Source organism: Caballeronia sp. LZ024, assembly GCF_031451455.1.
GTDB lineage: Bacteria > Pseudomonadota > Gammaproteobacteria > Burkholderiales > Burkholderiaceae > Caballeronia > Caballeronia telluris.
Window position 1 is genome coordinate 61,946 of the sequence record NZ_JARUXL010000004.1, and the last position, 21,473, is coordinate 83,418.

Genomic DNA, 21,473 nt, shown 5'->3' on the forward strand with positions numbered 1-21,473 from the left:
ATGCTCCGGCCGATGCCCTTGTCGGACACCGCGCATCGACCTTGCTTGCGTTCGCGGGATCGGCTCGCCGGACCAGCCGATCGCGCCGCGGCATGAAAGCGAGCGGAACGCTTCGGCGCCGCGCGAGTCACTCGAAGGGACGGCGGCCTCGAAACATCCGGCCGCGCAATGCCGAGGCGGCGGGCAAACGGTCCAGCCATCCACTCATAGAAGCTCGCGGGCGCTTTAGCGTCACGCCGGCGCCTTGAAGGAGCAAGAGATGAAGATCACCGGAGAAATGCTGATCGGCGCGAGCGCGCTGCGAGGCTCCGACGCCACGCTCCGGGCGTTCGACCCGGCCCGCAACACCGAACTCGAGCCCGCGTTCGGCGGCGGCGGCGCGGCGGAAGTCGCGCGCGCCTGCGAACTGGCGGAGGAAGCGTTCGATCCGTTTCGCCGCGCGTCGCTCGAAACCCGCGCGGAGTTTCTCGAAGCCATCGCGGACAACCTCCTCGCGCTCGGCGACGCGCTGATCGAGCGCGCGAGCGCCGAGTCCGCGCTGCCGAAGGCGCGCATCGAAGGCGAGCGCGCCCGCACGATCGGCCAGTTGAAGCTGTTTGCGTCGCTCGTGCGCGAGGGGCGCTGGATCGGCGCGACGCTCGATTCCGCGCAACCGGATCGCAAGCCGCTGCCGCGTCCCGATCTGCGTCTGCAGAAGATTCCGGTCGGGCCGGTCGCCGTGTTCGGCGCGAGCAACTTTCCGCTCGCGTTTTCGGTGGCGGGGGGCGACACGGCGTCGGCGTTCGCGGCGGGCTGTCCCGTCGTCGTGAAGGCGCATCCGGCGCATCTCGGCACTTCCGAACTCGTCGGGCGCGCGATCCAGAAAGCGGTCGCCGACAGCGGCCTGCACGAAGGCGTGTTCTCGCTCGTCGTCGGCGCGGGCAACGCGATCGGCGAGGCGCTCGTCGCGCATCCGGCGATCCGCGCGGTCGGTTTCACCGGCTCGCGGCGCGGCGGCCTGGCGCTCGTCGACATCGCCGCGAAACGCGCCGAGCCGATTCCCGTGTTCGCCGAAATGAGCAGCGTCAATCCGCTCTTCGCGCTGCCGGGCGCGCTCGCCGCGCGCGCGGACACGCTCGCCACCGGTTTCGTCGATTCCGTGACGCTCGGCGTCGGCCAGTTCTGCACGAATCCGGGTCTCGTGATCGCGCTGGAAGGGCCGCATTTGCAAGAATTCATCGACGCCGCGTCGGCCGCGCTGGAGAAAAAGGGCGCGCAGACGATGCTCACGGCGGGCATCGCCGCCGCCTACGCGGACGGCGTGAAAGCGCGCGACAAGACGGGCGTCGAGCGCGTGGCGACGGGCGCCAAGACCGACGCGTCGTGCGGCGCGCTGCCCGCGCTCTATCAGGCGAGCGCCGAGCAGTTTCTCGCGACGCCGCCGCTCGAAGACGAGATTTTCGGGCCGACTTCGCTGATCGTCGTGTGTGCGGACGAGGACGAGATGCTCGCGGTCGCACGCCATCTCGAAGGCCAGTTGACGGCGACGCTGCATCTCGAAAGCGACGACTTCGAGTTCGCGAAGCGCCTTTTGCCGATCCTCGAACGCAAGGTAGGGCGGATTCTCGCGAATGGCTTTCCGACGGGCGTCGAGGTGTCGTACGCGATGGTCCACGGCGGGCCGTTTCCCGCGACCTCCGACAGCCGCTCGACCTCGGTCGGCGCGCTGGCGATCGAGCGGTTCCTGCGGCCGGTCTGCTATCAGGACCTGCCGGCGGCCTTGCTGCCGCAAGCGCTTTCCGACGACAATCCGCTCAACCTGTGGCGCCTGCGGGACGGCGAACTCGGGCCGAACTGAAGTTCATAACAGCAAAGAGCGGGCGCACGGCGCCCGCTTTTCATTTGAGGAGACGACATGATGATGGGCCAGGAACGCCGCTATCCCGATCCCGCCGTGCGCGTGCTCGATCCGCGCTTCAAGGCGCTCACGATCGCGTCGGCGTCGGTGGAATGCCTGTATCAGGGCGCACGCTGGTCGGAAGGGCCGGTCTGGTTCGGCGATGGGCGCTATCTTTTGTGGAGCGACATCCCGAACAACCGCATCCTGCGCTGGGACGAAGCGACGGGCGAAACCGGCACGTTCCGGCAGCCGTCGAACAACGCGAACGGCCACACGCGCGACCGCGAAGGCCGGCTCGTTTCCTGCGAGCATCTGACGCGGCGCGTCACGCGCACCGAATACGACGGGTCGATCACCGTGCTCGCCGACCGCTTCGACGGCAAGCCGCTCAATTCGCCGAACGACGTGGTCGTGAAATCCGACGGCTCGATCTGGTTCAGCGATCCGACCTTTGGCATCGACGGCTTTTACGAGGGCGAACAGGCGGAGCCGCAACTGAGGCCGGGCGTGTATCGCGTCGATGGGCAGAATGGCGAGGTGAGCCTGATGATTGACGACTTCGTCGGGCCGAACGGCCTCGCGTTTTCGCCGGACGAGTCGGTGCTGTACGTGGTCGAGTCCCGTTCGGTGCCGCGCAAGATCTACGCGTTCGATGTCGTCGACGGCGGACGGCGGCTCGCGAACCGGCGCGAGGCGATCGATGCCGGGCCGGGCACGCCGGACGGCTTTCGTGTCGATGTGCACGGCAATCTCTGGTGCGGCTGGGGCATGGGCACCGAGGAACTCGACGGCGTGCGGGTCTTCACGCCGCAAGGCGAGCCGATCGGACATATCGCGCTGCCCGAGCGGTGCGCGAACGTGTGCTTCGGCGGGCGGCATCGGAATCGGTTGTTCATGGCCGCGAGCCACGGACTCTACGCGCTCTATGTCAATACGCAGGGCGTTCGGGGCGGGTAAGACGCTTCACGCTTCCAGCGCCAGCAGCGCAAACGTCGCGAGCCAATGCTCGCCCATGTAGTCCCCCGCGACGTGCGCGATGCCCGACGCCAGATGCTCGTCGGCGGCGGCGTCGAGCAGCGCGATGCGCGCGTCGCCCGCCGGCAGCGCCCGCGCAATCGACCGCTGGCACCACGCGCGGCTCAGGTTCAGCCCGTCGAGATGCGCGAGCTTGCCGTCGCTGCGATCGGTGACGGTCGCCGGCACGAAGAGCGTCGCGGGCTCGCGCGCGGCGAGCTTCGGCAGGAACCGGTCGAACCAGCCGACGAATTCGTCCGCCGGCAGCACGCGCCGCATCAGTTCCGCCTCCATCAGCGCGGGCGACAGGAATTCGTCGCCGGCCGGCTCCCACGCCTGGCATGCCTCATCGTGCAGATACCAGCGCTTCGCCGTATCGACGAGCAGCGTCTCGAATGCGGTATCGCGCATCTGCCGCGCATAGCCGATCGCCAGCGACAGCGCAAACGCCATGTTGAAATGCGTCCCGACCCGCAGCGGATAGGTCGATTTCGGCAGGAATTCGGTGAAGCGCGCGACGAACGCGTCGGCGAGCGGCTGCATCGTCGATGCCCAGCGCTTGCCCTCCGCCGACGACATCGACTGCAACTGGCCGGCAAGCGCGAGCAGCCACGCCCAGCCGTAGGGCCGCTCGAAGCCGCGCGCGGCCGGGCGCTCCAGATACGCGACTTCCCGCGCGACGTTGGCCTCGGTGAAGTGTTCGTCGATGACCGCGCGGATCGACGGCGCCTCGGGCAAGTGCGCAAAGCGCGCATGAAGCCGGGCGATCAGCCAGTAGCCGTGCACGCAGGAATGCCAGTCGTAGCTGCCATAGAAGACGGGATGCAGCGCGCGCGGGCTCTCGACGTCGGCGGCGCTCGCCATCACGTGATCGAGCTTGTTCGGATATTCGCGCGTCAGGTGTCCGAGCGCGACGCGCGCGAATTTCGACGCGAGCGCTTCGTCCAGTGCGATGGGGGATCGGGTGTTCATGGCGTCTCGTCGTTCCGGTGAAAAAGGAAGTGTCGCGCAAAATCTAAAGCCAACACTTTATCGATAAGAAGTCGATAAATAAGCAATAAATCGCTTGAATAGGGGTAATCACCTATCAATGCTTTCAATGCCCTTTGCCTCTGTCGTCGTAAACTTCCGCCCGAACGCCAAGAGAGCGCCCGACCCGGTCCTTTTCCGTCAACGACCGGCAACGATCGCGGCCCAACCCGCTATTCCAACAAGCGACAAGGAACGACTACAGCATGACCGACCTTACCGTTTCACAGGCAGCAGACACCCGGCGGCGCGTCTTCGCGATCGTCGGCGCTTCGTCGGGGAATCTCGTCGAATGGTTCGACTTCTATATCTACTCGTTCCTCGCGCTGTACTTCTCGGCCGCGTTCTTCCCGAGCGGCAATGCCACCACGCAGTTGCTCAATACCGCCGGCGTGTTCGCGGCGGGCTTCCTGATGCGCCCGATCGGCGGCTGGCTCTTCGGCCGCATCGCCGACAAGCACGGCCGCCGCAACGCGATGATGATCTCCGTGCTGATGATGTGCGGCGGCTCGCTCGTGATCTGTTTCCTGCCGACCTACGCGACGATCGGCGCATGGGCGCCGTTCTTCCTCCTGCTCGCGCGTCTGTTCCAGGGTCTTTCCGTGGGCGGCGAATACGGCACGAGCGCGACCTACATGAGTGAAGTCGCGCTCAAGGGCCGCCGGGGCTTCTTCGCGTCGTTCCAGTACGTGACGCTGATCGGCGGCCAGCTCGCCGCGCTGCTCGTGCTGGTCGTGCTGCAACTGTTCCTCTCGACGGAAGAGCTGAAGGCGTGGGGCTGGCGCATTCCATTCTTCATCGGCGCGTGCGCGGCGCTCGTCTCGCTCTACTTGCGCAAGTCGCTCGACGAGACGACGACCGCCGAGACGCGCCAGCGCAAGGAAGCCGGCACGCTGCGCGGCCTGATGATGCACAAGCGCGCGTTCCTGACCGTGGTCGGCTTCACGGCGGGCGGCTCGCTCATCTTCTATACGTTCACGACCTACATGCAGAAGTACCTCGTGAACACGGCCGGCATGCCCGCGAAGACGGCCAGCAACGTGATGACCGCGGCGCTCTTCGTCTACATGATCATGCAGCCGCTGTTCGGCGCGCTGTCGGACCGCATCGGGCGCCGCACCTCGATGCTCTTCTTCGGCGGCCTGGCGACCATTGGCACGGTGCCGCTCCTGCACGCGCTCAAGGACGTGAAGAGCCCGGTGACGGCGTTCGTGCTCGTGATCGTCGCGCTCGCGATCGTCAGCTTCTATACGTCGATCAGCGGCCTCATCAAGGCGGAAATGTTCCCGCCGGAAGTGCGCGCGCTGGGCGTGGGGCTGTCGTATGCGGTGGCGAACGCGGTGTTCGGCGGATCGGCGGAATACGTGGCGCTCTACATGAAATCGATCGGCAGCGAATCGACGTTCTACTGGTACGTCACGGTTTTGTGCTTCATCTCCTTCCTCGTGTCGTTCCGAATGCGCGATCCGAGCAAGGAAGGGTATCTGCGTAACGAACCCTGATGACGGATTCGTCCGCTTGCATCGACGACGCACGGCCTTCGCGCCGTGCGTTGTCGTTTTTATGCGGTGCGCACGGGGCTTCGCGCCACGCGGACGTTGTTGCGACGGCAGGAAAGGCGGATGATCTCCGCAACATCGTGAGCGGGCGCGTGCGCGATGACGGTAAGATTGTGTCGCAGGGCCCGCCAGCGGCGCGCGGGCCCGACCTGGACACGGATGTGCGCGGCTTCGCCCATCGTGCGAGCCTGCGGAGTGCACCTGCAAGTGTCCGTCTGCTTGGAGACTAGCCCATGGAAGATTTCGACGAATCGCTGTATCACGTGTGGCAGGCGAACCTGGACGTGCTGACCGGATCGGCGGGCGGCGCGTCGCGGCTTGCGCGGATGATGACCTTTTCGCCGTCGCACATGAAGCTGATTGTGGCGGGCCGGCGGGATTTCAGCGAGGAATTCGTGCGCGGCGTGGAAACGGTCACGGGCTTGCCGCCGCACTGGATGGACCAGCGCCACGGCCCCGCCGACATTCCCGCCGCCGCCCAGCGCGCCCTGGACGAGGAAACGCCCGTCGCGGTGTTTCGCGGCACCGCTCACCCGGCGCCGAAGCGCCCGGTGCTGCGCGGCCCGGAGCCGCTCCTGTCGCAGACGGAAGCGACGCGCCGTATCGCGGATCAGGCTTTGCAGCAGGCGGAAACGCATCGAAGGGATCTGGTGTTCCGGCGCAATCGCGAACTGCTCGTGCAGGATTTGCGGCGCGTGGAACGGCAACTGACGCTCGTCCAGCTGGACAACATGACGCCCAAGGCAGAAGAACTGCTCGCCTCGGAGCGCCTTTCCGATGCCGCCCGGGCCGATCTCTCCGGCCGTCTCGAACAGATCGACAAACACAAGAAACTGCTGCTTCAGCACGTCGAGAAACTGGCGGCGCTGCTCTCCGGTCTCGACGACGGCTGAAAGCGGCTTATCGCTCGGCGGGTTTGTCTTTGCGCTCCGGATGAACCGCGATCGGATCGCTTGCCGGAAAGGTTTCTTCCAGCGCTTCGTCGAGCAGATCGTCGTCGGTGGGCGGCGCGTCGGATGCGGGCGCCTCGTTCGTTGGGCTAGCACGATTCGGCTTCGTCATGATGCGCTCCTGACTGAAAAGTGACGATTCACTATAGCAGCGCGTTCCAGCGCCCGCAGTCGCCGCGCGTGCGCGCTATCCCGCGCGCCGGTAGTCGGCGGGCCGCACGCCCGTCCACTTGCGAAACGCGCGGCGAAACGCGCTCGGTTCGGCGAAGCCGAGCGCATCGGCGATCTCGGCGATGGTTTCGCTCGTATCCGCGAGACGCGAGATCGCGAGGTCGCGTCGCAAGCCGTCCTTGATCGCCTGATAAGTCACGCCTTCCTGCTTCAGATGACGCCTGAGCGTCGCCTCGGCCATGTTCAGCGCGGCCGCGACGCGGTCGCTGTCGGGCCAGTCGGCGGGCGGAAGCTGGCGCAGGCGGCGCCGCACGCGCGCCGCGAGCGAATCCGGATTGCGGTACTTGACGAGAAAGTTCGCGGGCGCTTCGCGCAGGAACGTCTTCAGCGACGCCACCGTCTGCACCACCGGCAGCCCGGCGCATTCCGGCGCGAGGTCGACATAGGATCGCGGCTCGTCGAAGACGAGATCGTCGCAGAACATCAGGCGGTATTCGTCGCTCGCGGCCGGCTCCGGGCAGCGCAGATGCGCCGAAAGCACCGGAATGCGCCGCCCGACCAGCCAGCACAACAGACCATAGATCAGGATGAACGCCGTCGCATACGCGAACATGCTTTTCGGCTCGTCGCGGTCGATCAGGCGAATGCGCACGCGCGTCGCGTCGATGTCGGGTTCGAAGGCGAGGTCGTCGAGCACGAGGCGCAGGAAGTTCGCGATGCGCGAAAGCGCCTGCGCGCCGTCGCGCGAACTGAGCGCCGCGTGGCACAGCAGCACGAAGCTGCCGCGGCGCATCGGGTGGGGGTCCTGGCCGAAGAATTCGTCGTCGAGCGCATCGGCGATGGCGTTCCACAGCTTGGCGTACTGTGCCGGCGACACCCGCGCGCGCGGCGACGCCAGCGTGGCCGGCGCGATGTCGGCGGCCGCGAGCAGCGACTCGCGCGAGACGCCGCGCGCCTCGGCGCATCGCAACGCTTCGGCGACGAGGCTCACCGAAATCGATCCGCGTTCGCGCGCGGGCGTGTGGGTTGGGGTTGTCACTAGGTGGCGAAAGGGTGGCGAAAGCGCTCAGATAGCATGATCGTTTTGGGCATCGGCTAATGCGCCGCGATTGCCTAGACTCGTTCGCACGAGCGTCGCCGCGCGGTCGCGCCGACATTGGGGCAAAAGTGTAAACCATCGACCTCCGGCGCCTTCATCCTCTCAGCGAGCCATCCATGATCGACAGTTTTCTCACCGAAGAGCAGCGCATGATCCGCGACGCCGCTCGCGAATTCGCGAGCGATGTGCTCGCGCCGAACGCGGCTCAATGGGATCGCGATAAGAAGATTCCCGATTCGGTCATCCGCCAGATGGGCGAACTCGGCCTGCTCGGCATGATCGTGCCGGCGGAACTCGGCGGCACTTACAGCGACTACACCGCCTACGCGCTCGCGATGGAAGAGATCGCGGCGGGCTGCGCCTCCTGCGCGACGCTGATGAGCGTGCACAACTCGGTCGGCTGCGGGCCGATCCTCAAATTCGGCACCGACGCGCAAAAAGCCGAGTATCTGCCGACACTCGCGAGCGGCGAGGTGATCGGCGCGTTCTGCCTGACCGAGCCGCAGGCGGGATCGGAGGCGAACAATCTGCGCACGCGCGCGATCGAGCGCGACGGCAAGTGGGTCATCTCCGGCAGCAAGCAGTTCGTGACGAACGGCGCGCGTGCGGGGCTGGCGATCGTGTTCGCCGTCACCGATCCGGAACTCGGCAAGAAGGGGATTTCGGCGTTCATCGTGCCGACCGGCACGCCAGGGTTCAACGTCGGCCCGCCGGAGCACAAGCTCGGCATCCGCGCATCGGATACGTGCCCGATCACCTTCGACGACTGCGCGATTCCCGCCGGGAACCTGCTCGGCGCACGCGGCGAGGGCTTGAAGATCGCGCTGTCGAATCTGGAAGGCGGGCGCATCGGCATCGCGGCGCAGGCGCTCGGCATCGCGCGCGCGGCGTTCGACGCGGCGCGCGCTTATTCGCACGAGCGCGTGCAGTTCGGGCGGCCGATCCACGAGCATCAGTCGGTGGCGAACATGCTCGCCGACATGCACACGCAACTGAACGCCGCGCGCCTGCTCGTGCTGCACGCGGCGCGCATGCGCACCGAGGGCATCGCGTGTCTGTCGGAGGCGTCGCAGGCGAAGCTCTATGCGTCGGAGATGGCCGAGCGCGTCTGTTCGGACGCCATCCAGATCCACGGTGGATATGGCTTTCTGGAGGACTATCCGGTCGCGCGGCATTATCGCGATGCGCGCATCACGCAGATTTATGAAGGCACGAGCGAAGTGCAAAGGATGGTGATCGCGCGGCAGCTGTAAGGGTTTTACAAATAATGGAGACAAGATGACTTCGGCCGACGCCTTTATCGACGCAAGAGACTTCCTGCTGCGCCACCGCACCGACTACGACACCGCGTACCGCGACTTCCGCTGGCCGGTGCTCGACCGCTTCAACTGGGCACTCGACTACTTCGACCCGATGGCGCAGCGCAACGACGCGCCCGCACTCGCGATCGTCGACGAAAGCGGCGGCGAGACGCGCTATTCGTTCGCGCAGATGAGCGAGCGCTCGGCGCGCGTCGCGAATCATCTGCGCGGCCTGGGCGTCGCGCGCGGCGACCGGATTCTGCTGATGCTGCCGAACCGCGTCGAACTGTGGGACACGATGCTCGGCGCGATGAAGCTCGGCGCGGTCGTGTTGCCCGCGACCACGCAACTCGCGAGCGCCGATCTGCGCGACCGGATCGCGCTCGGACGCGTGCAGCACGTGATCGTCGATGGCAACGAATTGCCGAAATTCGACGATGTCGACGTGCCCGCGCTGCGCATCGCCGTGGGCGTAACACGCGAAGGATGGCTTGACTTCGACGCAGCGTATGAAGCGTCGCCCACGTTCGTTGCGGATGCCGAAACGAACGCCGCCGATCCCTATCTGCTGTACTTCACCTCGGGCACGACGTCGAAGCCGAAGCTCGTCGCGCATACGCATCAGAGCTATCCGGCCGGCCACTTGTCGACGATGTACTGGATCGGCCTGCAACCCGGCGACGTCCACTGGAACATCAGTTCCCCCGGCTGGGCGAAGCACGCGTGGAGCTGCTTTTTCGCGCCGTGGAACGCGCGCGCGTGCGTGTTCATCTATAACTTCGCGCGCTTCGACGCCGCGAAGACGCTCGACGTTCTCGTGCGCCACGAAGTCAGCACGCTCTGCGCGCCGCCGACCGTCTGGCGCATGCTCGTGCAAGAACCGCTCGCGTCGTACAAAGTGAAGCTGCGCGAGATCGTCGGCGCGGGCGAGCCGCTGAACCCCGAGGTGGTCGAGCGCGTGCAGGCGGCGTGGGGCGTGCCGATCCGCGACGGCTACGGCCAGACCGAAACCACCGCGCAGATCGCGAATTCGCCGGGACAGCGCCTCGTGCCCGGGTCGATGGGACGGCCGCTGCCGGGTTATCGCGTGACGCTCCTCGATCCTGACGGCCATCCCGCCGACGAAGGCGAAATCGCGCTGCCCGTCGACGAACCGCCGCTCGGCCTGATGACGGGTTACGCCGACAATCCCGCCGCCACCGCGAACGCGATGCGCGACGGCCACTACCGCACGTCGGACGTTGCCGCGCGCACGCCGGACGGCTATTTCACCTACATCGGCCGCGCGGACGACGTGTTCAAGTCGTCCGATTACCGGCTGAGTCCGTTCGAACTCGAAAGCGTGCTGATCGAGCACGAAGCGATCGCGGAAGCGGCGGTCGTGCCGAGTCCCGACACGCTGCGCCTCTCGGTGCCGAAGGCGTTCGTCACGGTGCGGCACGGCTTCACGATCGGACCGGACGTGGCGCGCAGCGTCTTCGCGTTTTCGCGCGAACGGCTCGCGCCCTACAAGCGCATTCGGCGCATCGAGTTCGCGGAATTGCCCAAGACGATTTCCGGGAAAATCCGCCGCGTGGAACTGCGGCGCCAGGAAGCGGCGCGCGTCGAAGGCGCGGCGCGGGGCGAATTCGAATTCTGGGAAGAAGACTTCCCCGAACTGCGTCAGAACGCAAAAGCAGAATAAGGAATCTTGAACGCATGAGCACACAGAGCGTGGTGCAGGACGAGCCGGAAATCGGCTTCGAGATCGTCAATCGCGTGGCCGTCGTCACGCTGAACCGGCCGCGCGCGCTGAACGCGCTGTCGCACGACATGATCCGGTTGCTGACCGAAGCCTTCGAACGCTGCCGGAGCGACGACGCGATCGCCGCCGTCGTGCTGCGCGGCGCGGGCGAAAAGGCATTTTGCGCGGGCGGCGACATCCGCGCGCTCTACGATTCGGCGCGCAACGACACCGCGCACGACACGCCGTGGCTGCGCTTTTTCGTCGACGAATACCGGCTTGATTACGCGATTCATCATTTTACGAAGCCGGTCGTCGCGCTGATGGACGGCATCGTGATGGGCGGCGGCATGGGGCTCGCGCAGGGCGCGGCGTTGCGCGTCGTCACCGAGCGCACGAAGATGGCGATGCCCGAGACGCGCATCGGCATGCTGCCCGACGTCGGCGCGACGCATTTCATGCGCCGGATGCCGCTCGACGTCGAACTGTACGCGGGCCTGACGAGTGCGATGCTCGCGGGTGCGGACGCGCTCGCGTATGGTCTCGCGGATGTCTGCGTGCCGTCGGCGTGGCTGCACGGGTTCGCCGCGCGGCTCGACGCGCTGCGCTGGGACGCATCGGAAAGCGCGCTCGACGGATTGCGCCGCGTGTTCGTGCCGCCCGCGAACGTCGAACGCGACGCGCCGCTCGAAGCGCATCGCGCGCAGATCAGGCGCTATTTCGGCGCGGCGGGTGGCGTCGAGCAAATCGTTGCCGCTTTGCGGCAGGCGAGCGCGTCGGAGTGGACGGACGCTGCGCTCGGCGCGCTCGCGAGCCACTCGCCGACGATGCTCGAAGTCACGTATCACGCGCTGTTGCGCGGCCGCCAGATGACGCTCGCCGACTGCTTCCGGATGGAACTTGGCATCGTGTACCGCACGATCCGCGACGGCGATTTTTGCGAAGGCGTGCGCGCGCTGATCGTCGACCGTGACCAGCGGCCGCGCTGGGCGCCCGCGACGCTCGCCGAAGTCCGCGCCGAACGCGTGCAGCAGGTTCTCGCTTCGCCGTGGCGGCGCGACGCGCATCCGCTTGCGGACTTAGGCGCAATCGACTAAAGGAATTCGCAAGCAAATGTAAACGGGACGAACCGCGGATTGGTCCTCCGGTCGAACGGGCACTCAATCGATCATCGGACAAATCAAGGGAGATTCCGAACATGGCGAAGCGTTCATCCTGGGTCGCAATGCTGGTCGCTGGCGCGCTGATCGCGCCCGCAGCCTCGCAGGCGCAACTCAACCTCCAGCAGTTCGGCTTCGGCGGCAACAAGGCCGAGCCGGCCGCGAACGGGGCGAACGGGACGGCGCAACCGTCCGCGCTCAACTCGCTCGTGCAGAACTATCTGGGCGCGAACCAGCAGGTGCTCGCGGGCCAGTCGGGCCTGGCTTCGTCGATGGGCATGACGGGCGTTGCGAGCCAGGCGCAATCGGCCGCGGGCATGCTCGCGAACGCGACGGGCGGTTCAGGCGCCACGGGCGCGCTGCCGAGCGCGAGCGTGCTGTCGCAACTCGGCGGGACGCAGCAGACCGTGTCGCAGTCGCTGATGCAGGCGTTCGCGGGCGGATCGGCGGCGCCTGCGGCCGGCAGCGTGAACAAGCAGGCGTTCAGCGACGGCCTCGCGTCGCTTGGCAAGGGCGTGAGCCAGTACGCGGGGCTGCAATCCGATCTCGGCGCAGTGAGCAATACGATGAACCTCTCGTCGCTCGTGCAGGCGGGTTCGAATCCGGCGACGGCGCAGGCCGCGACCTATATCGCGCAATCGGCGCCGGGGCAATTGCAGTCGCTCGTCGCGACGCTGTCGCAGGCCGTGCAGTACGCGAAGGCGAATGGCATCGCGGTGCCGGGCAGCGCGGCCTCGGCGCTTAGCGCGGTGCGATAAGCGCCGGCCGCGGGCCGTCGAATGTGCGCGGACGTAAAAAAACGGCGAAACCCGCAGGGTTTCGCCGTTTTTCGTGCTTCGCTTCCCGGAAACGCTCACCTGCGCATCGATGCCAGCAGGGGCAGCGACATCGGCGCGCGGCCGAGCCCGGTGGGCCCGGCGATCGCCGGCGCCGGCAACGACAGCAACGGCGCAATGCGCGGCATCGCGGTGACTTCGGCGTCGACTTTGGCTACATCAAGCGATTCGGCCGTCTCTTCTTCCGCGTCCGGCTGCGTCGGCGTGTCGCGCGACGCTTCGCCGCGCAGCACCGGCCGGACGTCGACGGTGCGGCTGCGCACCTCGTAACCGGCGCTGCGAATGATCTGTTCGCGCGATGTCCAGAACCGCTTGGCCGATGCCGTCATGGGCCACGTCGCGACGTATTCGAAGACGATGCCGTAGCCGCGCACTCCCGGGTAGGCGGCCAACAGCTGGCCGGAGCGAATGTACTGTGTGTACCGATCGATTTTCTTCGTCAGCAACGCGAAATGCGTGCTTTCGTCGTCCCAGTCAAGATCGTCGAAAATCCCGACGTAGACGCGCTTGAAAAGAATATTGACGCCGATGTAATCGATGGAGTCCACGTCGTGCAAAGACATGGCGATTCTCCCGCGCCCGCGAACGGGCAAATAAGCAAGGCGCGTATTGTAATGGACTACGCCATCCTAAATATGCCGCGCGGGCGTGAATGCGACATCTCGTTAAGCACTTGAATCGATGCGGGAAACGATCCATGGGACAACTCTTAAATCGGCCCGGTAGATTGCAAAATCTTGATATCGGGTTTGCGATTCGTTCCCTTGTTTCGCGCCGATTCGCCTGTTAGCGATCGGCGCTTCATGCGTCGTCACGCGTCGCGCGGATGACGGGGCGGACTCGCGGTGTCGTTCGCCCCGAGCGCTGTAGGAGAAGAAACCGGGCCGATCGCCGGCTCGACTTGCGCGAGCGGCGGTTGCTCGTTGATCCACGCGTTGAGGATCGTCGAGGTGACCGCGAGAATCACCGGCCCGATGAACAGCCCGACGATGCCGAACGCGAACATGCCGCCGAGCACGCCCGAAAGGATCAGCAGCATCGAGAGGTTCACGCCGCGCTTGATGAGCAGCGGGCGCAGCACGTTGTCGAGCATCGCGATCATGATCGACCAGATCAGCAGCAGGATCGCGGCCACGTGCGCGTCGTGCCAGAAGAGCCACGCGACGCTGCCGAGCAGCGGCAGGAGTGGCCCGATCTGCGCGAGGCAGAACATCAGCATCAGGGCCGTCAGGATGCCCGCCGCCGGCACGCCCGCGATCCACAGCCCGATGCCGCCGAGCGCCGACTGCGTCACCGCCGTCACGACGATGCCGAGCGCCACCGCGCGGATCGACAGCCCGGCGAGCTTGACGGCTTCGGCGCCGCGCTGCGCGGCAATGCGCATGGCGAAACGCGTGATGAAGTGGCCGGCGTGTTCGCCCTGCATATACAGAATGCCCGCGATGATCACGGTTATGAACATGTGAATGACGAACACGCCGACGACGGCCGCATGCTGCAGCATCCAGCGCGCGGCGATCGTCACGTAGGGTTCGACCTTGGCGAGCAGGCCGCCGGGGCCGGCGTCGGAGAGCGTCTGCCATTCTCGCGCGATGCGCGCGCCCGCGAGCGGCACTTCGTGGATCCAGCCGGGCGGCGGCGGCAACGCGTAGGAGGGCAGGCCCTTGATGGCCGCCATGATCTCGCCGCCATGCAGCGCGAGTGTCGAGATCGCCTGATAGAGCGGCAGCACGATCACGATCAGCAGCATCAACAGCATGACCGTGGTGGCGATCCAGCGGCGGTTGCCGCAGCGGCGCTGGATCGCTTTCATCATCGGCCAGGTGGCGACGACGATGGTGGTCGCCCAGATGAGGCCCGGCAGGAACGGCCGCAGGACGTAGAGGCTGCCGATCGTCAGCGCGGAGAGGATCACGATGACGAGCAGGATGCGGGCGATGTCGACGGGCTGGCGTGGATTCAATTTGGATACCTTCAAGGACAGCGCTGCATTGTGCCGTACCCGATGTGCGCTTTGCGTGAAATGCGGCGAATCAGGCGTCGGCGCTTCCAATCCATACTACTAAAAATCGGGGGAAATGCATGACAACCAACAGGTGGCTTACGCTTGCGTGCTTTTTTGCCGGGTATAGGTCCGAGCATTAACTACGTCTGGAAAAGCCGGTTCAAATTGCCTATTCTCTAACGCGAGTCTCGCGCGAGCCTGGAAAATTGCCGCGCACTCGACACACCGCCGCACCGCCGTCGCATACCGTCGTCAGACCGATGTAAAACAATAGCGATCGGGAGACTGTCATGGCCGGGTTCCGCACTACACTTTTCCCCCTGTTCCTCTGCGGCGCTTGCGCTGGCGCCGGCAGCCTGATGTGGACCACGCCCGCGCGGGCGGCCGACGAAATTCAGAACACGGCGACCACGCAAGCCGCGCCGATGCCCGACATGCTACGCCCGATCACGCAGCGGCAACTCGATGCCGCAGCCGGCGACGCGTCGTCGTGGCTGCACTCGAACGGCTCCTACGCCGAGACGCGCTATGCACCCGCCTCGCAGATCAACACGACGAACGTCGCGAAGCTGCGGCCCGCTTTCATCTTCCAGACCGCGGTGATGGAATCGATGGAGACGGCGCCGATCGTTTCGAACGGCGTGATGTTCCTCACGACGTCTTACAACCACGTCTACGCGATCGATGCCGTCACCGGCAAGGAGTTCTGGCATTACAAGCACAAGATGGGGCCCGTCACGACCTTCTGCTGCGGCCCGAACAACCGCGGCGTCGCGATTCTCGGCGACCGCCTCTTCATGGGCACGCTGGATTCAAAGCTCGTCGCGCTCGATGCGAAGACGGGCAAGGTGCTCTGGCAGACGCAGATCGCGGACCCCGAACTCGGCTACTCGGAGACGATGGCGCCGGTCGTCGTCGACGACAAGGTGCTGATCGGCACGAACGGCGGCGAGTACGGCATTCGCGGCTTCGTGAAGGCGTTCGATGCGAACTCCGGCCAGTTGCTCTGGACCTTCTACACGATCCCGGAAACGGGCCACGAAGGCGTCTGGGCCGAAAACGACGCCGTCGGCCGCAACATGAAGCGCGACATCGCGGCGGAGAAACAGCAGCTCGCCTCGAAGGGCGGCGACTTCTACAAGACGCTCGGCGGCGGCGTGTGGATGGCGCCCGCAGTCGACCGGCAGACGCACACCGTGTACTTCGTGGTCGGCAATCCATCGCCGGACCTGCATGGCGCGATTCGTCCCGGCGACAATCTCTATACCGATTCGCTCGTCGCCATCGATCTCGACAGCGGCAAGTACAAGTGGCACTACCAGTACATCGCGCACGACGTGTGGGACCTCGACGCGGTGAGCCCGCCGATCCTGGTCGACGTGCGCGACAAGAACGGCCAGACGATTCCCGGCATCATCCACGGCGGCAAAACGGGTTTCGTCTACGTCCACGACCGCCGCGACGGGCGGCTGATCCGCGTGTCGGAGGCGATGATTCCGCAGGAGGGCGTCTGGACCCTGCCGACGGCGAACGGCGCGCGGATGCTGCCGGGCGCGAACGGCGGCGTCGAATGGTCGCCGATGGCGTTCAGCCCGAAGACGCGCATGGCTTACGCGGCGAACCTGCATCAGCCGATGACGTATCAGGTCGAAAGCGTCGACTATCCCGGCGGCAAGCTGTGGCTCGGCGGCGCGTTCAAGACGATTCCGTCCGAAGAGCAGTGGGGCCGGCTCGTTGCCGTGAACGTCGATACGGGCAAGATCGCGTGGGGATTCAAGACGGACCAGCCGCTGATCGGCGGCGTGCTCGCGACCGCGGGCGGGCTCGTGTTCAACGGCGAGGGCAACGGTCTCTTTCGCGCCTTCGATGCCGCGACCGGCAAGATGCTCTGGGAGTACCAGTGCGGCGCGGGCGTGAACGCGCCGGCGGTGTCCTACACCGTGCGCGGCAAGCAGTACATCGCGGTGGCGGCGGGCGGCAACACCCAGCTCGACTTCAAGCGCGGCAACGCGCTCGTCGTGTTTGCGCTGCCCTGAGCCTGCGTTGACCTTGCGTCCGAAGCGATTGCCTTCCGCCGGTGCGCGCGCGCTCGCGTGCGTGCTCGCCGCCGCGTGCCTCGCGCTGCCGGCCGCCGCACGTGCCGATGCCGAGGCGGGCAAGGCGAAGGCCGTCGTCTGCGCGGCGTGCCACGGTCCCGAGGGCCATTCGACGAATCCCGAATATCCGGTCCTCGCCGGGCAGACCGCGCGCTATCTCTACCTCGAATTGCGCGACTTCAAGGCCGGACGGCGTAGCGATCCGCGCATGAGCCCGATGGCCGCGAACCTCTCGCCCGACGACATGCACGATCTCGCCGATTACTTCGCCGCGCAACCGCCCGCAGCGATCGCGTTCAAGGCCGATCCGGTGAAAGTCGACGCGGGGCGGAAGAAGTCGGAGGAAGTGCTGTGCACGATGTGCCATCTCGGCGGCTTCTCGGGGCAGAACGAGATTCCGCGTATCGCGGGCCAGCACTATCAGTACATCGTCAAGCAACTGGAGGACTTCCGCGCGCGGCGGCGCACCAACGACGCGGGCAGCATGACGAGCGTCACCAAGACGCTTTCGGACAGCGACATCGAAAATCTGGCGAACTACATTGCCAATATTCAGTGACTTCGACATGAGCCTTCGACATAGCGGGTGCGTCGCCGTTTTGCTGCTGGCGGCGTGGAGCGCGAGCGGCGCGTCGGCGGCGCAGGATGCGTACAGCCTGAACGAGCAGTTGCTCGGCGCGGTCCGCGCGGGCGACCAGACGGGCGTCGCGCGGGCGCTGGAGCAGGGCGCGTCGATCGATTCGCGTAACCGCATCGGCGATACGGCGCTCATCAGCGCGTGCAAGAAGGGACTCACGCCGATGGCGCGGATGCTGATCGAACGCGGCGCGAACGTGAGCCAGGCCGACGTGCAGGGCATCACGCCGCTGATGGCCGCCGCCTTCGACGGCAACGAGGAAATCGTCCGCTTGCTGCTTGCGCGTCACGCGGAAGTGAGCGCGACCGACCGGGTCGGCAAGACGGCGATCGAGTATGCGTCGGGGAAGGGGCATACCGCAGTGGTGCAGCAACTGCTCGATGCGGGCATCGACGTGAACGCGGCCTATCACAATCATCTGACCGCGCTGATGTGGGCCGCGGGTTACGACCAGGCGCAGACGGTGTCGATGCTGCTTGCGCGCGGTGCCAATCGCGACCTGCGCGACGATCGCGGGATGACCGCGAAGGACATCGCCGTGCAGACGGGGTCGGCGCATGCGGCGGTGGTCCTGTCCGACCGATGATGGCGCCCGGGCGATGTGTCAGCGGCCCGCTCACGCACGCCTGACGCCGCTTCGCATCACGAGCAAAATTCCGAGCGCAGCGAGCGCCATGCCGGCCCACGCGAGCGGTGGAATCGGCTCGCCGAGCACGAGAAACGCGATGACAGCCGTCGAAGGCGGCACGAGAAAGAACAGCGCCGACACGCGCGACGCCTCGCCGTGGCGGATCATCGCGAGAAAGAGCGAGATCGCGACGATCGAATTCGCCAGCACGAGATACGCCAGCGAGCCGAACAGTCCCGGGCTCCACTCGATGCGCATCGGTTCGAGCAAAAAGGCCAGCGGTGCCGACACCGCCAGCCCGACCGAATACTGCACGAGGTTGGCCGTCACCGGATGCGTCGCCTGGCCGAAGCGCTTTTCGTAGAGCGTGCCGGCCGCCATCGAGAGCAGGGCCAGCACGGCGAACAGGACGCCGAGCGGTGCGCTTGCATGCACCGACGAGCGCGACAGAATCACGATGGCCGCGCCCGCGACGCCCAGCGCGAGGCCCGTCCAGCGCACCGCATCGACGCGCTCGCCGGCAATCGCGGGCGCCAGCAGGCCGATCAGGATCGGCTGCTGCGACGTGATGAGCGCCACTTCGGCGGCCGAACTGCCTGCCTTCAGGCTCAGGTACGTGAACGCGAAATAGGCCGCCTGGATCAGCAGCCCGACCATCGCCAGATGCAGCCACGCCGCGCGGGTGGCGGGCAGCGGCGCCTTCATCGCGATGAACGGCACCACAAGAATCGCGACCACGCACGCGTAGCGCAGCGCGAGAAACGTCAGCGGATCGGCGTAGGCGAGTCCGAGCTTGAGGAACACGAACCCGCTCGACCACAGCAGCAGGAACAGGGCGGGCGCGATCTTCAGCCATGGCGGGGCGGCGCTGGCGGGCGCGGTGCTCGGAGACATGTCGGCGGCGGGGAGGAACGGACGCCTACTATAAGGGCCACGGCGGGCGCGTGTCTGGTTCGCGCTGACATCGAGCAGTCGACGGTTGCTGTTCGCGCGCCGTCGAAGCGACAGCCGCGCGTTAGAATCGCCGACAAAACGTCTTTGCGCGCAAGAAGATTCTAGCGCCAGACGGAAACGCCGTATTTTTAGCAGGGTGGCGCGCCCGGCTCAGGCAAACATGTCGAGTCCCTGCACGAGCAACTTCGCGAGCCGCGGTTGCCGCAACTGTTCGAGCCACCATTGAAGCGCCCGGCCCTCGTGGTCGCCGCGCCACGCGACGTACAGCACGTTGGGCTCGCGCGGATCGGCCGTCGGTTTTTCGACGAGTTCGCCGCTTGCAAGGAGCGACGCCACGCGCTGTTTCGGCAGCCACCCGACACCAAGCCCGGTGCGCTGCGCAAGCGCCTTCGCGCGCATGCTCGGCACGGCGAGCGCCGCCTGTCCGCCGAGCAGTCCGTAGGCGCGCCCGGCCGACAGACGCGACGAATCCGCGACCACGACCGCCCGGTGCGCCGAAATCTGCTCGCGCCTGAGCGCGCCCGCGACGCCGGCGAGCGGATGACGCGGCGACACCGCGAACACCCATTCCATCACGCCGAGTTCGAACCAGCGCAGCCCGGGAATGGCGGGCGGCTCGTTGGTCGCGCCGACGATCAGGTCCGCGCGGCCATCGCGCAACGCTTCCCAGGTGCCGCTCAGGACTTCGTGCGTGAAGCGCAGCGTGACGCCCGAATCGAGCGCGTCAAACGCCCGGATCACCGGCAGCAGCGAGTCGAATTCGAGGATTTCGTCGGAGACGATCCACAGGCGGTCCTCCCAGCCGCTCGCGATCTGGCGCACGCGCTGCGTCATCCGCGACACGTCGAGCATCAGCCGCGACGCCTCGTCCGCGAGCAGTTGCCCGGCCGGTGTCAGTTGCAGACGGTAGCGACGGCGGTCGAAGAGCAGCGCGTCGAAGCGCGTCTCCAGTTGCCGCGCGGCATGGGAAATCGTCGACGGCGCCTTGCCGAGACGCGCCGCCGCGCGCGACAGGCTCCCCGTTTCGCGGATGGCATCGAGTAACGCGAGTTCGTCCTCGGACAACATGTTCGACTCCATCGAACGAGATCATCGGGCGATCGTATCGCAAGGCGGAGTGGCTTAGGCGCGCGTTGCGCTCAAAAGAGCGCTTCGATGAACTCGCTGTAGCGGTCCTTGAATTGCGCGCGTGAATAGCTCAACTGCGCGGCGATCAATCCGGCCGGTTTGAACGCCGATACGAGCCCGTAGCGGCTGAACGCTTTCCAGCCGGCATCGCCTTGTGCGATGGCCGAGGCGAGCGTTTCGCCCGCGAGGGTCGTCGGCGCGACGCCGTGCCCGCCGAAGCCCTGAGCGAACCAGAGGTTCGTGTCGCTCTGGCCGATCTGCGGCATCTGATGCCGTGCGTAGCTCATGAGTCCGGACCACGCATAGTCGATGCGCACGTCGCGTAACGCCGGAAACACCTTCAGCAGGTCCGCCGTCAGCAGCGATTTGACCTGCGCCGGCGAGCGGTCGCGCACCGAGATGCGTCCGCCCCAGAGAATGCGCGTGTCGGCGAGCGGGCGATAGTAGTCGAAGGCGAAGCGCGTGTCGTACACCGCCGCGCGCGTGCCGAAGCAGTCGCGCAGCCGGTCGCCGAGCGGCTCCGTGACGAGGATGTACGTGGCGATCGGCAAGATGCTCGCGTCGATCTCGCGGCGCAGTCCGGCGAGATAGCCGCCGCACGACAGCACCACGTGTTCCGCGCGAACGCTGCCGCCCGCCGTGCGCACGATCCAGCCGGCGCCGTCGCGTGCGAGCGAAACGACCGGCGACGTATCGTGCAATCGCACGCCGCGCGCTTCTGCGGCGCGCGCCAGTCCGCGCAGATAATCGAGCGGATGAAAATGCAGCGCGTTGGGTTCGAAAAGGCCCGAGTGATAGCGTTCGCTGCGAATGCGTTCGCGCATTTCGCCGCGGCTCAGATAGTCCCACTCGATGCCGAACTGTTCTTTCAGCACGCGCTGACGGCGCAGCATCGCGGATTCGTCGCGAAACCAGTTCGCGAGGATCACGCCGCTGTCCTCCACGCCGCATTCGATGCCGTAGCGCGCGATCCGCTCGCGGATCAGTTCGACCGATGCCACCGTGCCCGCATAGAGCGCGCGCGCTTTGTCGGCGCCGAGTTCGTCGATCAGCGTCTCTTCGCCGAGCGAAAAGCCGCCGAACACGAAGCCGCCGTTCCTGCCCGACGCGCCGCGCCCCACGTCATGCGATTCCAGCAGCACGACATCGCCGACGCCGCGCTCGGCCAGTCCGAGCGCGGTGTTGATGCCCGCGAACCCGCCGCCGACGATGCACACTTTCGCATCGACACGGCCCGCAAGCGGCGGCCGCGCGGTCCGGTCGCGCGCGGTGGCGTGATAGTAGTTGTGCGGCTCGGCGAGCAT

At 66.5% G+C, this 21,473-nt stretch carries 19 protein-coding genes; 11 read left to right on the forward strand and 8 right to left on the reverse strand.

The annotated features are described in order from the left end of the window. The first annotated feature begins 259 nt into the window (after positions 1 to 259). Entirely contained in the window at positions 260 to 1,837 is a 1,578-nt protein-coding gene (locus QCE48_RS22475) for an aldehyde dehydrogenase (NADP(+)) (protein ID WP_309782230.1), read from the forward strand. A gap of 60 nt (positions 1,838 to 1,897) precedes the next feature. Then, positions 1,898 to 2,836 carry an SMP-30/gluconolactonase/LRE family protein gene (locus tag QCE48_RS22480; RefSeq protein WP_309783755.1) on the forward strand — a complete coding sequence of 313 codons (939 nt, stop codon included), beginning with the start codon at positions 1,898 to 1,900 and terminating at the stop codon, positions 2,834 to 2,836. Between the two features lie 6 nt (positions 2,837 to 2,842). On the opposite strand, the gene QCE48_RS22485 is transcribed toward QCE48_RS22480, so the two are convergent. Next, positions 2,843 to 3,865, reverse strand: coding sequence for a DUF2891 domain-containing protein (locus QCE48_RS22485; protein WP_309782232.1), 1,023 nt, complete (start codon positions 3,863 to 3,865; stop codon positions 2,843 to 2,845). Positions 3,866 to 4,128: 263 nt separating this feature from the next. On the opposite strand from QCE48_RS22485, the gene QCE48_RS22490 reads away from it, so the two are divergent. Together QCE48_RS22490 and QCE48_RS22495 are read left to right on the forward strand one after the other, a co-directional pair. Further along, positions 4,129 to 5,424 (forward strand): MFS family transporter, encoded by a 1,296-nt coding sequence (locus QCE48_RS22490; RefSeq protein ID WP_309782234.1) that lies wholly within the window; start codon positions 4,129 to 4,131, stop codon positions 5,422 to 5,424. A gap of 290 nt (positions 5,425 to 5,714) precedes the next feature. After that, on the forward strand, positions 5,715 to 6,374 hold the full coding sequence (locus QCE48_RS22495; protein ID WP_309782235.1) for a hypothetical protein: 660 nt from the start codon (positions 5,715 to 5,717) through the stop codon (positions 6,372 to 6,374). Between the two features lie 7 nt (positions 6,375 to 6,381). Here the strand turns inward: QCE48_RS22495 and QCE48_RS22500 are convergent, their stop codons facing one another. Continuing rightward, positions 6,382 to 6,543 (reverse strand): hypothetical protein, encoded by a 162-nt coding sequence (locus tag QCE48_RS22500; protein WP_309782238.1) that lies wholly within the window; start codon positions 6,541 to 6,543, stop codon positions 6,382 to 6,384. A gap of 75 nt (positions 6,544 to 6,618) precedes the next feature. Beyond that, complete coding sequence (locus QCE48_RS22505; protein ID WP_309782240.1) at positions 6,619 to 7,641, reverse strand: AraC family transcriptional regulator; 1,023 nt, start codon at positions 7,639 to 7,641, stop codon at positions 6,619 to 6,621. A gap of 179 nt (positions 7,642 to 7,820) precedes the next feature. On the opposite strand from QCE48_RS22505, the gene QCE48_RS22510 reads away from it, so the two are divergent. The 4 genes from QCE48_RS22510 to QCE48_RS22525 all read left to right on the forward strand — a co-directional run bounded on the left by QCE48_RS22510 (position 7,821) and on the right by QCE48_RS22525 (position 12,643). Continuing rightward, complete coding sequence (locus QCE48_RS22510; protein ID WP_309783757.1) at positions 7,821 to 8,954, forward strand: acyl-CoA dehydrogenase family protein; 1,134 nt, start codon at positions 7,821 to 7,823, stop codon at positions 8,952 to 8,954. Between the two features lie 25 nt (positions 8,955 to 8,979). Beyond that, positions 8,980 to 10,686, forward strand: a complete 1,707-nt coding sequence (locus QCE48_RS22515; RefSeq protein WP_309782242.1) for an AMP-binding protein — start codon at positions 8,980 to 8,982, stop codon at positions 10,684 to 10,686. Positions 10,687 to 10,700: 14 nt separating this feature from the next. Then, positions 10,701 to 11,822, forward strand: a complete 1,122-nt coding sequence (locus tag QCE48_RS22520) for an enoyl-CoA hydratase/isomerase family protein (protein WP_309782244.1) — start codon at positions 10,701 to 10,703, stop codon at positions 11,820 to 11,822. Between the two features lie 101 nt (positions 11,823 to 11,923). Next, on the forward strand, positions 11,924 to 12,643 hold the full coding sequence (locus tag QCE48_RS22525) for a hypothetical protein (RefSeq protein ID WP_309782247.1): 720 nt from the start codon (positions 11,924 to 11,926) through the stop codon (positions 12,641 to 12,643). Between the two features lie 95 nt (positions 12,644 to 12,738). Here QCE48_RS22525 and QCE48_RS22530 read toward each other — a convergent pair whose 3' ends face one another. After that, entirely contained in the window at positions 12,739 to 13,314 is a 576-nt protein-coding gene (locus QCE48_RS22530) for a DUF6572 domain-containing protein (RefSeq protein WP_309782249.1), read from the reverse strand. Positions 13,315 to 13,532: 218 nt separating this feature from the next. Continuing rightward, a complete protein-coding gene (ydiK, locus tag QCE48_RS22535; protein WP_309782251.1) occupies positions 13,533 to 14,684 on the reverse strand; it encodes an AI-2E family transporter YdiK in 1,152 nt (383 codons plus the stop codon). A gap of 401 nt (positions 14,685 to 15,085) precedes the next feature. Here ydiK and QCE48_RS22540 point away from each other — a divergent pair, with 401 nt between their 5' ends. The 3 genes from QCE48_RS22540 (at position 15,086) to QCE48_RS22550 (ending at position 18,045) form a co-directional block, all read left to right on the forward strand. Beyond that, positions 15,086 to 16,762 (forward strand): PQQ-dependent dehydrogenase, methanol/ethanol family, encoded by a 1,677-nt coding sequence (locus tag QCE48_RS22540; protein ID WP_309783758.1) that lies wholly within the window; start codon positions 15,086 to 15,088, stop codon positions 16,760 to 16,762. A gap of 61 nt (positions 16,763 to 16,823) precedes the next feature. Continuing rightward, a complete protein-coding gene (locus QCE48_RS22545; RefSeq protein WP_309783759.1) occupies positions 16,824 to 17,381 on the forward strand; it encodes a c-type cytochrome in 558 nt (185 codons plus the stop codon). A 7-nt stretch (positions 17,382 to 17,388) separates the two neighbouring features. Further along, positions 17,389 to 18,045, forward strand: a complete 657-nt coding sequence (locus QCE48_RS22550; RefSeq protein ID WP_309782252.1) for an ankyrin repeat domain-containing protein — start codon at positions 17,389 to 17,391, stop codon at positions 18,043 to 18,045. A 30-nt stretch (positions 18,046 to 18,075) separates the two neighbouring features. Here QCE48_RS22550 and QCE48_RS22555 read toward each other — a convergent pair whose 3' ends face one another. The 3 genes from QCE48_RS22555 to QCE48_RS22565 form a co-directional block, all read right to left on the reverse strand. Next, positions 18,076 to 18,981, reverse strand: coding sequence for a DMT family transporter (locus tag QCE48_RS22555; protein WP_309782255.1), 906 nt, complete (start codon positions 18,979 to 18,981; stop codon positions 18,076 to 18,078). 210 nt (positions 18,982 to 19,191) lie between these two features. Beyond that, on the reverse strand, positions 19,192 to 20,109 hold the full coding sequence (locus QCE48_RS22560; protein ID WP_309782256.1) for a LysR family transcriptional regulator: 918 nt from the start codon (positions 20,107 to 20,109) through the stop codon (positions 19,192 to 19,194). A gap of 71 nt (positions 20,110 to 20,180) precedes the next feature. Beyond that, a complete protein-coding gene (locus QCE48_RS22565; protein ID WP_309782259.1) occupies positions 20,181 to 21,473 on the reverse strand; it encodes an FAD-binding oxidoreductase in 1,293 nt (430 codons plus the stop codon).

Excerpts from the sequence above, each read along its gene's own strand:
- QCE48_RS22480 (WP_309783755.1), top strand. The coding sequence starts at position 1,898 with ATGATGGGCCAGGAACGCCGCTATCCCGATCCCGCCGTGCGCGTGCTC.
- QCE48_RS22550 (WP_309782252.1), top strand. The coding sequence starts at position 17,389 with ATGAGCCTTCGACATAGCGGGTGCGTCGCCGTTTTGCTGCTGGCGGCG.
- QCE48_RS22490 (WP_309782234.1), top strand. The coding sequence starts at position 4,129 with ATGACCGACCTTACCGTTTCACAGGCAGCAGACACCCGGCGGCGCGTC.
- QCE48_RS22495 (WP_309782235.1), top strand. The coding sequence starts at position 5,715 with ATGGAAGATTTCGACGAATCGCTGTATCACGTGTGGCAGGCGAACCTG.
- QCE48_RS22500 (WP_309782238.1), bottom strand. The coding sequence starts at position 6,543 with ATGACGAAGCCGAATCGTGCTAGCCCAACGAACGAGGCGCCCGCATCC.
- QCE48_RS22520 (WP_309782244.1), top strand. The coding sequence starts at position 10,701 with ATGAGCACACAGAGCGTGGTGCAGGACGAGCCGGAAATCGGCTTCGAG.
- QCE48_RS22540 (WP_309783758.1), top strand. The coding sequence starts at position 15,086 with ATGTGGACCACGCCCGCGCGGGCGGCCGACGAAATTCAGAACACGGCG.
- QCE48_RS22565 (WP_309782259.1), bottom strand. The coding sequence starts at position 21,473 with ATGCTCGCCGAGCCGCACAACTACTATCACGCCACCGCGCGCGACCGG.
- QCE48_RS22555 (WP_309782255.1), bottom strand. The coding sequence starts at position 18,981 with ATGTCTCCGAGCACCGCGCCCGCCAGCGCCGCCCCGCCATGGCTGAAG.
- QCE48_RS22525 (WP_309782247.1), top strand. The coding sequence starts at position 11,924 with ATGGCGAAGCGTTCATCCTGGGTCGCAATGCTGGTCGCTGGCGCGCTG.
- QCE48_RS22485 (WP_309782232.1), bottom strand. The coding sequence starts at position 3,865 with ATGAACACCCGATCCCCCATCGCACTGGACGAAGCGCTCGCGTCGAAA.
- QCE48_RS22560 (WP_309782256.1), bottom strand. The coding sequence starts at position 20,109 with ATGTTGTCCGAGGACGAACTCGCGTTACTCGATGCCATCCGCGAAACG.
- QCE48_RS22475 (WP_309782230.1), top strand. The coding sequence starts at position 260 with ATGAAGATCACCGGAGAAATGCTGATCGGCGCGAGCGCGCTGCGAGGC.
- QCE48_RS22515 (WP_309782242.1), top strand. The coding sequence starts at position 8,980 with ATGACTTCGGCCGACGCCTTTATCGACGCAAGAGACTTCCTGCTGCGC.